Annotated in this window: 10 protein-coding genes; 6 read left to right on the top strand and 4 right to left on the bottom strand. The window is 66.9% G+C overall.

Annotated elements, in window-relative coordinates:
- Positions 1–45 precede the first annotated feature (45 nt).
- Positions 46–2,457: a TonB-dependent siderophore receptor gene (locus AC1KAR_RS17110; protein WP_480319869.1), complete on the top strand. Its 2,412-nt coding sequence runs from the start codon at positions 46–48 to the stop codon at positions 2,455–2,457.
- 9 nt (positions 2,458–2,466) lie between these two features.
- Here the strand turns inward: AC1KAR_RS17110 and AC1KAR_RS17105 are convergent, their stop codons facing one another.
- Positions 2,467–5,118, bottom strand: coding sequence for a helix-turn-helix transcriptional regulator (locus AC1KAR_RS17105; protein ID WP_480319867.1), 2,652 nt, complete (start codon positions 5,116–5,118; stop codon positions 2,467–2,469).
- A gap of 42 nt (positions 5,119–5,160) precedes the next feature.
- On the opposite strand from AC1KAR_RS17105, the gene AC1KAR_RS17100 reads away from it, so the two are divergent.
- Positions 5,161–7,836, top strand: a complete 2,676-nt coding sequence (locus tag AC1KAR_RS17100) for a winged helix-turn-helix domain-containing protein (protein WP_480319866.1) — start codon at positions 5,161–5,163, stop codon at positions 7,834–7,836.
- Positions 7,837–7,881: 45 nt separating this feature from the next.
- Here AC1KAR_RS17100 and AC1KAR_RS17095 read toward each other — a convergent pair whose 3' ends face one another.
- A complete protein-coding gene (locus AC1KAR_RS17095; RefSeq protein ID WP_480319865.1) occupies positions 7,882–8,856 on the bottom strand; it encodes an inositol monophosphatase family protein in 975 nt (324 codons plus the stop codon).
- Positions 8,857–8,949: 93 nt separating this feature from the next.
- On the opposite strand from AC1KAR_RS17095, the gene AC1KAR_RS17090 reads away from it, so the two are divergent.
- Both AC1KAR_RS17090 and cysE read left to right on the top strand, forming a co-directional pair.
- Entirely contained in the window at positions 8,950–9,684 is a 735-nt protein-coding gene (locus tag AC1KAR_RS17090) for an RNA methyltransferase (RefSeq protein ID WP_480319863.1), read from the top strand.
- Between the two features lie 55 nt (positions 9,685–9,739).
- The gene (gene cysE, locus AC1KAR_RS17085) at positions 9,740–10,507 is read left to right on the top strand and encodes a serine O-acetyltransferase (RefSeq protein WP_480319861.1); all 768 of its coding nucleotides are present in this window, start codon (positions 9,740–9,742) and stop codon (positions 10,505–10,507) included.
- 17 nt (positions 10,508–10,524) lie between these two features.
- On the opposite strand, the gene mog is transcribed toward cysE, so the two are convergent.
- Together mog and yjgA are read right to left on the bottom strand one after the other, a co-directional pair.
- Positions 10,525–11,124, bottom strand: coding sequence for a molybdopterin adenylyltransferase (mog, locus tag AC1KAR_RS17080; RefSeq protein WP_480319860.1), 600 nt, complete (start codon positions 11,122–11,124; stop codon positions 10,525–10,527).
- Positions 11,117–11,656 carry a ribosome biogenesis factor YjgA gene (gene yjgA / locus AC1KAR_RS17075; protein WP_480319858.1) on the bottom strand — a complete coding sequence of 180 codons (540 nt, stop codon included), beginning with the start codon at positions 11,654–11,656 and terminating at the stop codon, positions 11,117–11,119. Before yjgA ends, mog begins: the two co-directional genes overlap by 8 nt.
- Before the next feature lie 91 nt (positions 11,657–11,747).
- Between yjgA and pmbA the strand changes: the two genes are divergently transcribed.
- Complete coding sequence (pmbA, locus tag AC1KAR_RS17070) at positions 11,748–13,136, top strand: metalloprotease PmbA (protein WP_480319856.1); 1,389 nt, start codon at positions 11,748–11,750, stop codon at positions 13,134–13,136.
- 147 nt (positions 13,137–13,283) lie between these two features.
- On the top strand, positions 13,284–14,366 hold the full coding sequence (locus AC1KAR_RS17065) for a TRAP transporter substrate-binding protein (RefSeq protein WP_480319854.1): 1,083 nt from the start codon (positions 13,284–13,286) through the stop codon (positions 14,364–14,366).
- The last annotated feature ends 21 nt before the right edge of the window (positions 14,367–14,387 follow it).

Genomic DNA, 14,387 nt, shown 5'->3' with positions numbered 1-14,387 from the left:
TCCGTCAAGACGGATGAGATCAACCCCTCCGAAGCCTTCGTACCCATGCGCAACCACCGCCTGAATCCCTCCCTCGCCCCACTCGCCCTGGCTGTGCAGCTCGCCTGCATCGGTGTGCCCGTGGCGACCGCCCCACGCATTGCGTTCGCCCAGCCGGCTGCCGTGCAGGCGCGCGACTATGACATTCCCGCCGGCCTGCTGGGTGAGGCGCTGAACCGATTCGCCCAACAGTCGGGTGTGTCGATCGCAGTCGACGCCGACAAGCTGCAGGGGCTGCGGACACAAGGATTGAAGGGCAGCTACGAGGTCGATGAAGGGTTTCACCTGCTGCTACGCGGCAGCGGATACGCCGCTGGCAAGACGGCCGAAGGCTACGTGCTGATCGCCGCCCCTTTGGCCACGACCGATGCGCCAACCCTGCCCCCTGTGACGGTGAAGGCCACCGCCGAGAAGGAGTTGGCCTCGGGCCCCGTGAACGGCTACGTGGCCGGTCGCAGCGCCACCGGCACCAAGACCGACGCACCGATCATCGAGATTCCGCAGTCGATCTCCGTGATCGGCCGCGAGGAGCTCGACGATCGCGCCGTCACCAACCTCGCAGAAGCCGCCCGCTACGTGCCCGGCCTGCAGGCCGAGCAGTACGGCAGCGACCCGACGGACTTCACCTGGTTCAGCCTGCGCGGCTTCAACGACACCTACAACTTCCTCTACATCGACGGCCTGCGTGCACCCGGCGGTGGCTACGCGATCCGCCGCGCCGACACCTATGGGCTCGAGCGGCTCGAGGTGCTGCGAGGCCCGGCGTCCATGCTGTTCGGCCAGGGTGATGCAGGCGGCATCGTCAACGCCACCAGCAAGCGTCCGCAGACCGATGCCAAGCGCGAGATCGAGTTGCAGCTCGGCAACTTCGAGCGCAGACAGCTGGGTGCCGACCTCGGTGGCGCTTTCGATGAAGACAAGCGCGTGAACTGGCGCCTGGTCGGCACCTACCTCGAAGTCGACGACCAGGACAGCTACCCTGGACACAGCGCACTCACCACACGCCGCAGCTTCATCGCGCCATCGCTCGCGTGGAACATCTCGCCCGACACCTCGCTCACGCTGCTCGGCACCTACGTCGAGCAGAAGGGGCCGGGCAACCCCTTCGAATACATCGGCGCTGATCTCCAGCGCACGGGCCTTCTGATGGGCCAACCGGGGTTCAACAAGCACGACCAGACCCAGTGGGAGCTGGGCTACGCGTTCGAGCACCGATTGAGCTCGGTGTGGTCATTCAGGCAAAACCTGCGCACCTCCGGCAACAAGGTCGATATGGATGCCGTGTACGGCCCGGCCTTCGACTCGGCCGACCCCGACACCGGCGAGATCCGCCAGCGCGCCGTGGCCAACCAGCAATCGGTTCGCTACACCGCGGTGGATACGCAGTTCGTGGGCGAGTTCGACACCGGCGCCGCCCACCACACGGCTTTGCTGGGCCTGGACCTCATGGACTCGCGCTTCGACAACCAGCGCTGGCGCGAATGGGGGCCGAGCCTCAACCTCTATCTTCCGCCACTGGGCCAGTACGACCAGACCGTGACGCCGCCGACCACGCCCTGGCAGAGCGAGCTATACAAGCAGCAGCAGATTGGCGTGTACGCGCAAGACCAGATCAAGTTCGATCGCTGGTTGCTGACGCTCGGGGGGCGCTTTGACCGCGCCAAGTCCGACACGCAGGACCGCATCGATGACCTTCGCTCCGTCACCACGGACCGTGTCTTCTCCGGCCGAGCCGGGGTGGGCTACCTCCTGCCCAGCGGCGTCGCACCGTATGCGAGCTACACCGAATCCTTCCTGCCGCAAAGCGGCAGCGATGCCGATGGCAATGCCTTCGTGCCCACGCGAGGCAAGCAGGTCGAGATCGGCGTGAAGTACGAACCGGCGGGCAGCGACATCCTGCTCACGGCGGCGCTGTTCGACCTGCGCAAGACGAACGTGCCGACCACCGACCCCACTGACCCGGACTACCAGCGGCTCAACGGAGAGATCCGCTCCCGTGGCCTGGAACTCGAAGCCAAGGCGGCGCTGACGCGTCAACTGAAGCTGACGGCGCAGTACACGTACAACGATGTGGTGGTCACGGAGAGCAACGACGCCAATCTCGGCAAGCACCCCGTCAACGTGCCCCAGCACATGGCGTCGGGCTGGCTCGACCATGCCTTCTCAGGCCCCATCGAAGGCTTGAGCGCTGGCTTCGGCGTGCGCTACGTGGGCCAGCGCTATGGCGACGATGCAAACACCATCGTCACGCCCGCCTACACCCTGCTGGACGCAGCCGTGCGGTACGACACTGGGCCGTGGCACCTGGCACTGAACATCAACAACCTGTTCGACAAGGACTACGTCGCGTCTTACGCCTACGGCTACTACCGTGGCGTTGAGCGCACCGCCGTTCTGACGGCGCGCTACCGCTTCTAGGAGAGGAGCTCAACCCCTGGCCACATGCTCCCGGTACCAGGCGGCGGCTTGGCCGCGCGAGGCGAGGTCGAGTTTGTCGAGCACGTTGGCCACGTGGCGCTTGACGGTGTGCGGGCTCAGGTCGAAGGCCCGGGCGATGAGCTTGTTGCTGTCGCCCGCGGCAATCCGTTGCAGAACCTCCATCTCGCGCTCGCTGAGCTTGTCGTGCAGGGGTGGCGCGGAGGCCGCCACTGTGGGTCGGGGGGCCTGAGCCTGCGGCTCTCCTCGGAGCGAGAGCGCGCGCTGCTGCCACTGCGCCAGGCTCTGGCGCAAGCCGGTGGGCAGGGCAGGGCCCAGGCGCAGCAGGTCGTTCAGCACCTCGGGGCCGGCCATGAGCGGTGCGCAGGCCTGGTCGGCTTGAACGGAGTGCGCGAGCGGCAGGAGGCACTGCACGGCGGCCTCGGTGTGGTCGAGCGCGAGCTCCGCTCTCGCAAGGCGCAGGCGCAGCTCGATGTGCTGGCCGAAGATCATGAGCAGGCCTTCGTGCTGCAGCGCGGCGGCGTAGGCATCGCGCGCTTCCTGCCAGCGGCCGTCGAGCGCGGCCACGTGTGCGCCGAGCGTCATGCGCTGGTAGGCGAGCAGCTTGAGCTCCAGCGTGCCGCGCTGCGCCGGAATGCGCTGCTGGAACAGGCGCACGGTGTCGGCGTCGCCCACCAGAAGCGCGATGCGCGCGTGGAACATCTGGAAGTGGCCGCGCCAGAGCAGGCGGCGGTCACGGCTGCGCGGGTCGTCGAGGTCGTCCAGCAGCCCTTGCGACGCCCTGAGCGCAGCGTCGCGCTCACCGCGCCACGCGTGCCACAGCGCCCGCGCGGTGCGGGTGAACGCGGCCACCGAGAGCGGCGTGCCGAGCCAGCGCTGGTCCTGCTCGGCCGCCTCCAGGGCACGCAGGGCATGATCGACCCGGCCTTCCCACAGGAGCAGGCAGGCCTCGATGGCCTGCGTGGCGGCACGTAGCGTGGAGGGCTGGTCGCCAAGGTGCTGCTGGGCGCCACGCAGGTAGCGGTGGAGTACCGCGTTCATCCCCGGCACATTCACGAAGGGCAACAGGGTCTGGCAGCGGCTCCACAGGTCGGCACGATCGGCGTCTTCGAGCAGGTCGATAGTCTTGCCGTAGATCGATGGCAACTCGCCCAGCTGGCAGTTGTCGAGCACGTGCCAGGTGCGCAGCAGGCTGGCCAAGGAGCGCAGTTCAGCGTCCCGCGCCAGGGGCTCCAGCCGATCGAGCTGCGCGGCCGACTCCTGCACGTGGCCCTGGCCGCACAAGGCCGCCGTGTGATAGATGCGGCAGCGCAGCTCGCTGTGTTCGTCTCCGATGCGGCGGCTGCTTTCGGCGCCGCGCAGCATGGATTCGGCCATGCGCGAGAAGCTCCAGCGTGCCCAGGCTGCGATGCCGTCCACGAAATCCAGCCCCGGCGCCTGCGCACGCCACGCGGGCGGAAACTGCTCGATCAGGCGCAACACGCCCTCCACGGCGCCTTCGCCCACGAGGCGGGGTGCCTGCTCCTCGAGCACCGCCTGGGCCTGTGCCCACAGGCCGCCGCGCAGAAGAAAGCCGATGCGACGCTGCGCATCGGGCTCGGTGGCCGCGGCGCGTTCGAGCAACTGCGCAAGCTCGCTCGCGCGTTCTCGCACGAGCCTGTCTTCGAGGCAATCGCGGAACAGGTCGTGCAGCTTGAGCAGCGGCTCGTTGCCTTGCAGCACTGAGACGAACAGGCCCCGGGCTTCGGTCTCTTCGAGCAGTGCCGCGGCATTGGCGTGGCCGGTGACTTGCGCCGAGCGTTTGGCGGAGAGCTCGGACAGCACCGACGAGCGCAGCAGGAAGAGGCGCAGCTCCTCGGGCAGGGCGTCGAGCACCTCGCTCGCCAGGTAGTCGAAGGCGTGACGATCGAACACCGCGCTTGCCGCAGGCCGCTCGCGCGTGCCGGCATTGAGTGCAAGGCGCAGCCCGGCGGCCCAGCCCTGGGTGCGTTGCCACAGCGGGCCGGGGTCGATGCCTTCGGCATGGTGCTGCACCAAAAGTGCCGCCTCGCTTTCGGTCAGGCGCAGGTCTTCGGTGCGGAACTCGACCAACTCGTCGCGCGCACGCAGGCGGGGCAGGGCGATCGGCGGGTCGACGCGGCTGCTGATGGCCAGCGTCCAGTGAACCGGCAGCCGCTCCAGGAGCAGGTCGCAGCAGGCGAAGACGGCGGGATCGGTGAGCCGGTGGGCATCGTCGAGAACGATCACGCCGCCCTGTTGGCTGCCGGCCAGCGCGTTGAGCAGGTTGTCGGCGGTGCGCCGCAGCGCATCGCGCTCGCCGGAGGCGCCTGCAACCAGAGCGTCGGGCTGCATGCGCCAGGGCAGGTCGAATGGATCGAGGGCCGCGCACAGGCAATCGAGCACTCGGTGCAGGTCGTCGTCTTCGTCACAGGCAACCCAAGCCACGCCTTGGTTCGGTGGCAATGCAGCGAGCGCTCGTGTGAGCAAGACCGTCTTGCCGAAGCCCGCGGGCGCGCACATCAGGATCAGGCGCGCTTGACCGAGCGCACCGACCAATCGCTGCTCAAGTGCCGAGCGCGCGATCAGCCCCGGCCGCGGCGTCGGCGGCTGGATCTTGGTGAGCGCGAAGCGTGTGGACTGCATGGCCGGCGGCAGTTTAGGGCGGGTTCGGCACAATCCGAACCCATGCAAATCCCGCTCCAGACCAGCTCGTTTGCGCTGGCCAAGATCCAGCCTCCGCGTCCGCGCGCCGGGCTGGTGCCTCGGCCGCACCTGGAGCAGGCGCTGGGGCAGGCCTTGCATCAATGTCGGCTCACGCTGATTCTGGCGCCGGCCGGGTATGGCAAGACATCGGCCCTGGCGCGCCAGATCCACCAGCTACCGCCGGGTTGCGTGCTGGCCTGGGTGTCGGCCGACGAAGACGACGAACTGCAGCGTTTCTTGGCCTGCCTGGCCGCTGCCCTCGAGCCCTTCGATCTGCCATGGCGAGTGGCCCCCGACGCGCTCGCCCTGCTCACCGAGCGGGAGCAGGGCTTGCGCGAGGTGGTCGCGGAACTCGTCAACGCGCTGGCCGGCGTGGAGGCGCAGCGCGGCCTGATCGTGATCGACGACGCCCATCGGCTGGGCGATCCGCGCGTACTCTCGCTGCTGCAGGCTCTTCTCGAGCGTCTTCCCGCACCCTGGGGCATGGTGATCGCGAGTCGAGTGGAGCCGGCACTCTCGCTGAGCCGGCTGCGGGCGGCCGACGAGCTTGCAGAGCTGCGCCAGTTCGATCTGCGATTCAACGAGGGTGAGGTCGAAGCCTTGCTGGCCGCACGGCTCGAAGGTGCGAGCGCGCCACAGGTCTCGGCCGGTGAACTGATGGCGCGCACGGATGGCTGGGCGGCTGGCCTGCGGCTGAGCCTGGCGGCCCGGCCCGGCGCGGCACGCGCGCATGCCCCCACACAGCGTCACATGTTCGACTACCTCGCGAGCGAAGTGCTCGACGACCTGCCCGAGCCACTGCGTGTGTTCTTGCTGCGTTGCTCGGTCCTGCCCGAATTGAGTGCGGTGCGCTGCGCATACGTGACGGGCGAACCTGGCGCGGCGCAGTGGCTGGACGAGATCGAGCGCCGCGGCCTGTTCGCGAGCGTGGTCGAGGCCGACGAGTTCACCCTGCGGCTGCACGATCTGTTCCGGGATTTCCTCGAAGACCGCCTGCAGCGTGAGCACGGCGATGAGCTGCCGCGCCTGCTGCGCCGCGCCGCAGAGCACGAAAGCGATTTGGCGCGTGGCGTGGGCTACCTCGCCCGCGCCGGTGCCTGGGACGAGGCCACGGCATTGCTGGTCAGGCGTGCGCCGGAGCAGTTGAGCATCGGTGCGGGGGCGACGATCGAGCGCTTGTTGACGGTGTTCCCGCCGGCCGAGTTCGACCAGCGGCCCGATCTTCACCTGGTGCGCGGCCTCACCGCCTGGCCGCACTTCGACTGGGCCACCTTGCTCGGCAGCATGCAAGCTGCCGCCCATGGATTCGCGGCAGTCGGGCGCGTTCGCGATGCGGCGCTTGCCCGCGCCAATGTGTGTTCGGGGCTGCACCACTCGGGGCGGCTGGAGGAAGCGGCACGCGAACTGGCCGCCCTGCGTGCGTTGAAGCTCGACGACGCGGCCCGCGCCTTCGTGGCGTTCACCGCGGCGTGGGATGCGTTCGCATCTGCACGCACTGAGGAGGTGGCGCCAGCGTTCGCCGAGATGCTCGCAGCGCTGGAGCGCACGCCGGTACCTGCCTTGTGGATGCAGTTCGCAAGCCACTGTGTGTTTGTCGGCCTGCCGGGCATGCAGCCTTTGCTGGAGCGCTTTGCCCAGGGCGCGATGCGGGTCTGTGGCGATGTGCCGACCCAGTTGCGCGCGGCCGTCATGCACATCCGCGCCTGGCTCGCCTTGTCTGCGGGCCGGCTCGACGACGCGGGGCAGTGGCTTGCGCACGGGCAGGAAGACTGCCGCTGGCTGGGGATGCCCCGCCTCGTGGTCACTGAGCACCGACTGGCGCGCGTGATATGGCTCGCGATGCGCGGTGAGAAGGCCGAATGCCATGCCACCGCGCGCGCACTGCTCGATGACCTGCGAGAGCGCAGCCCGCTCACGCACCGGCGTGTGCATGAATCGGAAGTCCTCTTCGTGTACGCGAGGGCAGCGTGGATTCTTCAAGACGCCGAAGCACTGCGCCAGATCGATGGTGATCTTCAGCGCGCGGCCAACGAGTTCGAGTGGCCCGCCGCCAAGCTCAACCGAGCCATGAGCCGTGCATTCGTCGCGCTCGTTGAAGGGCGCCTGGACGAGGCTCAGGCCTTGCTCACGCCGCTCGCTCATGACATCAACCGCTCGCTGTTCTTCCCGGCCACGCAGGCGCGGGTCATGCTGGCCGACGTGCTCGCGCAGCGCGGGTTCATGGCAGAAGCGTCAGCCACCTTGCGCCCCTGGCTAGACGAGATGCGAGAGCACGGTACGCTTGCCGGCGCGTTGCTGGCGGGCCCGCAGGTGCTTGCACGCCTCGCTCGCGCCGCATGGGGTACGCAACTGGGAGCAGTGGATGCTGCTGTACTCGGGCAGCTCTCGGCGTTGCTGTCGTTGCCCGCCGCGCCCGCCGACATGGAACGGGCGGTGACGCCAGCCGCTGCGCGCGGTGGTGCCGAAGCCTCAGGCCTGAGCGAGCGAGAGACCGAAGTGCTTGCGCGCATCGCGGCCGGTGACAGCAACAAGCTGATCGCCCGCGCCTTCGAACTCAGCCCGCATACCGTGAAGCGGCACGTCGCCAACATCCTCGGCAAGCTCGGTGTCGATACGCGCGGCCAAGCGGCCGCCCGTTGGCGCGAGCTGCAGGGCTGAGCGTTTCAGCTCCGTGCTCACGTGCGCCATGCACGTGGCGCTACCTCACGCCTTGCCGCTCTCCACGTCGGCCTTGCGGATGCGAATGGCCTTCTTCTTGGGCGCCTCGGTGGCCGGTGCCGTCGCGGTCGCGATGAAGGTGTCTTCTGCGGACGGCGCTTCGGCGCCGAGTGAAGCATCTGCCGACGAGTCTCCCGTCGGCGATTTGTCGCTGATCGCGCGGCTGTATGGCGCCAGGATGCTCACCATCTGAGCGTAGATCTTGGGGTTGCCTGCCAAAACTTCGCGCTGGTACATGAAGTCGGACTCACCCGTGAAGTTGCCGATCAGGCCACCGGCCTCCGTGATGATGAGCGAGGCCGCAGCGATGTCCCAGGGGTTGAGCCCGGTCTCGAAGAACCCGTCGTACGACCCGGCGGCCACGTAGCAGAGGTCGAGCGCGGCAGCACCCGGGCGGCGCACGCCGGCGCAGGCCTGCATGACTTCGCTGAACATCTTCACGTAGCGCTGGAAGTTGTCGCCCTTGCGGAAGGGGAAGCCGGTGCCGATCAGCGAATCGGCCATGCGCGTGCGCTTGGACACGCGCAGGCGCTTGTCGTTGAGGAACGCGCCGCGGCCTTTGGAGGCGTAGAACAGGTCGTTGCGGGTCGGGTCATAGACGACTGCTTGCTGGATCTGGTCGCGGAAGGCGAGTGCAATCGATACCGCGTAGAACGGGAAGCCGTGGATGAAGTTGGTCGTGCCGTCGAGCGGGTCGATGATCCACACGTACTCGCTGTTCTTCGCGCCATGCGTGCGGCCCGACTCCTCGGCCAGGATGCCGTGACCGGGGTAGGCCGTGAGCAGGGTCTCGATGATGACTTCCTCTGCCTTGTGATCCACCTCGGTCACGAAGTCATTGGCTGACTTGGTGCTCACCTTGACCTGGTCTACGTCGAGCGAAGCGCGGTTGATGAGGCTCCCCGCTTTTCGGGCCGCGGAGACGGCGACATTGAGCATGGGATGAAGCGCTTGAGACATGGAGAGCCCTGCGAAGGAAGAGGTAGACGGCGATGAGGAAAGAGCGGGTGCGACCGAAGGCCGCACGGATAATCGAATTTTAACCGCCTGGCCATGGATCCGACCCGCTTCATCCTGCTCAATACCAGCCACCCGGGCAATGTGGGCGCGGCGGCACGGGCCATGAAGGTGATGGGTTTCTCGGATCTCGTGCTGGTCGCTCCGCGGTTCGCCGATGTGCTGATCCAGGAGGAGACCGTGGCGCTCGCCAGCGGTGCTGCGGACATCCTCACCCGTGCACGTGTGGTGGGCAGCCTGACCGAGGCCCTGGAAGGCGTGACTTACGCCTGCGCCACGGCCATGACGCCACGCGACTTCGGCCCGCCCACCCATGCGCCACGCGAACTCTTCACGCGGCTTGCGGCAAGCGAGCATCGGGTCGGGATCGTCTTCGGCTCCGAGCGCTATGGCATGAGCAACGAAGACGTCTACCGTTGCCACGCATGCTTGAGCATCCCCACCGACCCGGCCTATGGTTCGCTCAATCTTGCGCAGGCCGTGCAACTGATCGCCTACGATTGGCGGCAGGCGCTCGGCGGCTTTTCGGTCGCACCCCGGACCGTGGGACCCGAACTGGCTGAGGCCGCATCGGTGCAGGGGCTGCTCGCGCACTGGGAGGAGTCTCTGGTGCAGGTCGGCTTCCTGGACCCGGCGGCACCGAAGAAGCTCATGGCGCGCCTGAACCAGCTGTTCAACCGCGCCGAACTCACGCAGGACGAGGTGCACATCCTGCGTGGCGTGGCCAGAGCCATGCAAAAGCCCCAGCCTCCGCGCGGCCAGCAGGAATGAGGGGCCGCCGCTAAACTGCGGCGCATAACTCAAGGGTCAGTGAGACGGTTGGACCATGTTCGAGCGCATTCGAGAAGACATTGCCTGCATCCTGGAGCGCGACCCTGCCGCGCATTCCAAGTTCGAGGTGCTGACGTGTTATCCCGGTCTGCACGCGCTGGCCATGCACCGCTGGGCGCACGCCTGCTGGAGCAAGGGCTGGCGTTGGGCGGCGCGCTTCATCTCGCACCTCTCGCGCTTCTTGACGGGCATCGAGATCCACCCGGGCGCGAAGGTGGGTCGTCGCGTCTTCATCGACCACGGCATGGGCGTCGTGGTGGGCGAAACGGCGGAGATAGGTGATGACTGCACCATCTACCAGGGCGTGACGCTCGGTGGGACAAGCCTCTACAAGGGCAGCAAGCGCCACCCCACGCTCGGGCGCGGTGTCGTGGTGAGTGCGGGCGCGAAGGTGCTGGGCGGGTTCACCGTGGGCGATGGCGCGACCGTGGGCTCGAACGCGGTGCTCCTGAAACCCGTGCCTGCGGGCGCCACGGCGGTTGGCATTCCCGCGCGCATCATCGAGAAGAGCGCCGATGCCACGCGCGAGGCACTCTCGGCGCAGATGGGCTTTTCGGCCTACGGGGTGACGCAGGGTGACGACCCCGTGTCGATGGCCATGCGAGGCCTGATCGACAACGCGGCCGGTAACGCGCACCAGATCGCCCTGTTGTGGGCCGCGATCGAAAAACTCTCGACCACCGACCGCAGAGACTGCGTACCCACCGACGCCCAGACCACCGAGACCTTCGATGCTGAAGGCCTGAGCCAGCTGGTGAAGTAGCTCAGCGGGTGAAGTGGTCAGCCCTGGGAAGGGCGTTGTGCTGACTTGGGCCGGAAGGCCTTGCACACGCTCTCGTCGGTTTCGAGATAAGGCCCGCCGATGAGGTCGATGCAGTAGGGCACGGCAGCGAAGATGCCCGGCGCCGGCGGCTGCGCCAGGGGCAGCCCTTCGAGCGTTTCCGCAATCGCCTTGGGTTGGCCGGGCAGGTTGATGATGAGCGCCTTGCCACGGATCACCGCGACCTGACGCGACAGGATCGCCGTGGGAACGAAGCGCAGGCTGATCTGCCGCATCTGCTCCCCGAAACCCGGCATCTCCTTGTCGGCCACGGCCAGCGTGGCCTCGGGTGTGACGTCGCGCGGGGCGGGCCCGGTGCCGCCCGTGGTCAACACCAGGTCGCAGCGGCCCGTGTCGACCAGCTCGCGCAAGGTGTTGCTGATGACCGCCTGTTCATCGGGAATGAGGCGCGTCTCCCAGTCGATGGGGTTGCGCAGTGCGCGCCCGAGCCAGTCTTGCAGCGCAGGGATACCTTTGTCTTCGTAGACACCGGTCGATGCGCGGTCGCTGATGGACACGACGCCGATTCGCACGCGATCGCGCTGGCCGGGCTCATTCACCGAGGTGGCCCTTGATGAACTGGAACAGCTCGCGGAACGCACGACCGCTGCGCTGCTCGGGTGCTGCCGCGGCATCCTTGCGCGCGGCGCGGATCAGGCTGCGCAGTTGCTGCAGGTCGGAGGCAGGGTGATCGGTGGTCCAACGCGTCAGGGCGTTGTCGTCCGCCAGGAGTTCGACGCGCCAGCGCTCTGCTTCATGCAATGCGAGGGAATCCTTGGCACGCCCGAGCTGCATTGCGGCCACTGCTTCGCGAATCGGTTCGACGTCGGCCTTGCGCATCAGCTTGCCGATGTACTGCATCTGACGGCGCTTGCCTTCGAAGGACTTGGTGCGCTTGTACTCGGCCACCGCATCGCGCAGGCCTTCGGAGAGATCGAGATCGGCAACGCGGTTGTCGGGGAGGGCCACCAGCGCCTCGCCCAGAGCCTGCAACTCGTGCATCTCTTTCTTGAGCTGGGTCTTGCTGGGGCGGTCGTAGCCGTTGGCGTCAAGCTCGGGCGCGTCAGGGCGATCGGAAGGGGTGCTGGTCATAGGTCGCCGTTATGATAGCCGCGGCCCTTGTCAGCAACGGCCGCGCACGGGTCGCCGACCCGCACACAGCATCATTCCTAAGCGGCCGCGCATGACCACATCCCTGTCTTCCCACCATGGTTTCTCGTACACGCGCGAGACCTTCCAGCAGCTGGTCGAAGACGCGCTGGCCATGGCCAAGTCGATGGGAGCCAGCGATGCCGGTGTCGAGGTGTCCGAGGGTGCGGGTTTGTCGGTGTCGGTTCGCAAGGGCGAGATCGAGAACGTCGAGCGCAATCGCGACAAATCGATGGGCGTGACGGTCTACATCGGCCAGCGCCGCGGCAACGCAAGTACGTCCGACTTCTCTCGCGCGGCGCTCGAACAGACCGTGCGTGCGGCCTACGACATCGCACGCTTCACCGCCGAAGACCCGGCCGCCGGCTTGCCCGACGAGGCCGATCTGGCGATGGGGGCCGATGCCACGCGCGATCTCGATCTCTTCCATCCCTGGGCGATCAACGCGGAAGCGGCCACCGAGATTGCCACGCGCTGCGAAGCCGCGGCGCTTGGCGTTGATGCGCGCATCACCAATTCCGAAGGCGCAGGAGTCTCTGCGCAGCAATCGCACTTCTTCGCTGGCAACAGCCGAGGCTTTCGCGGCGGCTACGCCAGTTCGCGGCATTCGTTGTCGGTGGCGCCGATTGCATCGCTGCCTGGCAAGGGCGGCGACGACATGCAGCGCGATGCCTGGTATTGCTCCATGCGCTCGCCCGAGGAGTTGTCTGCCCCCGAAGCCGTGGGCCGCTACGCGGCCGAACGCGCGCTGTCGCGCCTGCGGTCGCGCAAGATCAAGACGTGCGAAGTGCCGGTGCTGTTCGAGTCGACTCTCGCCGCTGGGCTGCTGGGTGCCTATGTACAGGCGACGAGTGGTGGGTCGCTGTACCGCAAGTCGTCGTTCCTGATCGACAGCCTGGGCAAGCAGGTGCTCCCGGATCACATTGACATCCACGAGGACCCGCACACCTTGCGAGCAAAGGGTAGCGCTCCGTTTGATGACGAAGGTGTAGTCACGCGCGTGCGCGACGTCGTGACGGCAGGCGTCGTGCAGGGCTACTTTCTCTCCAGTTACTCCGCACGCAAGCTCGGCATGCGCACCACCGGCCACGCAGGCGGGTCGCAGAACCTCACGTTCAAGAGCCGGCTCACGCAACCCGGTGACGACCTCGATGCGATGCTCAGGAAGCTGGGGCGTGGTCTCTTCGTGATCGAGTTGATGGGCCAGGGTGTGAACTACGTCACCGGTGACTACTCGCGCGGGGCTGCAGGCTTCTGGGTGGAGAACGGCCGGATCGCCTATCCCGTTCACGAGATCACCATCGCGGGCAACCTGCGCACGATGCTGAAAGGCATCGTCGGCGTGGGTGCCGATGCCTACACCATGGGCACCAAGACGATCGGTTCCGTACTGGTCGACCGCATGAAGATCGCGGGCCTGTAAGCCCTGCGAAAGACTCGTCGCTGCACTGCCATTTCGAGGCCGCGATACGCGGTTTTGCGCACGGGTAAATCCCGGTCATGGTGCAGGGGGGCGCTCCTAGAATCCGGCGCCATCGGCCTGGTGCAGGCCTTCTGAGGAGACTATTCCATGCAACGTCGTTCGTTTGTCCACGGTGCGGGTCTGGCCGGCGTTCTGGCTGCAGGCGCGGCCCCGGCCATCGTCCATGCACAGACCAGCATTCGTTGGCGTCTGACTTCCAGCTTCCCCAAGTCGCTGGACACCATCTACGGCGCTGCCGAAACCTTCTCGAAGAAGGTGCGCGACATGTCGGGCGGCAAGTTCGAGATCTCGGTCCACGCCGCAGGCGAAGTGATGCCGTCGCCGGCACTGATCGACGGCGTGCAGAACGGCACTGTCGAGATGGGCCACACCGCGCCGTATTACTACTTCGGCAAGGATGAGACCTTCGCACTCGGCTGCGCCATTCCCTTCGGCCTGAACTCGCGTCAGATGAGCGCGTGGATGTACGAAGGCAACGGCCTGAAGCTGATGCGCGAGTTCTACGCCAAGTACAGCATGATCAGCTTCCCGATGGGCAACACCGGTGCCCAGATGGGCGGCTGGTACCGCAAGGAGATCAAGACTGTCGCCGACATGAAGGGCTTGAAGTTCCGCGTGGGCGGCTTTGCCGGCCGCGTGTGCGAACGCCTCGGTGTGGTGCCCCAGAACATCCCCGGTGGCGAGATCTATCAAGCCCTCGAAAAGGGCACGATCGACGCGGCCGAGTGGGTGGGCCCGTACGACGACCAGAAGCTTGGCTTCAACAAGGTTGCCAAGTTCTATCACTACCCGGGTTGGTGGGAAGGCGGCCCGCAGCTCGACCTGCTGGTCAACCAGAAGGCCTATGACGGCCTGAGCGCCGAGTACAAGGCCATCATCGAATCGGCCGCGGCCTACGCCCACACCGAGATGCAGGCCAAGTACGACGCCAAGAACCCGGCGGCCCTGCGCCAGCTCGTGGCCAACAACACCAAGCTCGTGTCGTTCCCGAAGCCGGTCCTCGATGCTGCATTCAAGGCGTCGATGGAGCTCTACAGCGAGATTTCCGAGAAGAACCCGAACTGGCGCAAGGTCTACACCGACTACGCCAACTTCCGTCGGGAAGCCAACTTGTGGTTCCGCTTCACCGAAGCGCGCTTCGACAGCTACATGCAGAGCGTCAAGCTCTGAGCGAGGCCAACCCCTCGCACA

The sequence above is a fragment of the Piscinibacter sp. PDB1-1 genome (assembly GCF_056675995.1).
This window is presented reverse-complemented; position numbering and strand designations above follow the sequence as displayed.

Excerpts from the sequence above, each read along its gene's own strand:
- yjgA (WP_480319858.1), bottom strand. The coding sequence starts at position 11,656 with ATGACCAGCACCCCTTCCGATCGCCCTGACGCGCCCGAGCTTGACGCC.
- AC1KAR_RS17100 (WP_480319866.1), top strand. The coding sequence starts at position 5,161 with ATGCAAATCCCGCTCCAGACCAGCTCGTTTGCGCTGGCCAAGATCCAG.
- AC1KAR_RS17095 (WP_480319865.1), bottom strand. The coding sequence starts at position 8,856 with ATGTCTCAAGCGCTTCATCCCATGCTCAATGTCGCCGTCTCCGCGGCC.
- cysE (WP_480319861.1), top strand. The coding sequence starts at position 9,740 with ATGTTCGAGCGCATTCGAGAAGACATTGCCTGCATCCTGGAGCGCGAC.
- AC1KAR_RS17090 (WP_480319863.1), top strand. The coding sequence starts at position 8,950 with ATGGATCCGACCCGCTTCATCCTGCTCAATACCAGCCACCCGGGCAAT.
- AC1KAR_RS17105 (WP_480319867.1), bottom strand. The coding sequence starts at position 5,118 with ATGCAGTCCACACGCTTCGCGCTCACCAAGATCCAGCCGCCGACGCCG.
- pmbA (WP_480319856.1), top strand. The coding sequence starts at position 11,748 with ATGACCACATCCCTGTCTTCCCACCATGGTTTCTCGTACACGCGCGAG.
- AC1KAR_RS17110 (WP_480319869.1), top strand. The coding sequence starts at position 46 with ATGCGCAACCACCGCCTGAATCCCTCCCTCGCCCCACTCGCCCTGGCT.
- AC1KAR_RS17065 (WP_480319854.1), top strand. The coding sequence starts at position 13,284 with ATGCAACGTCGTTCGTTTGTCCACGGTGCGGGTCTGGCCGGCGTTCTG.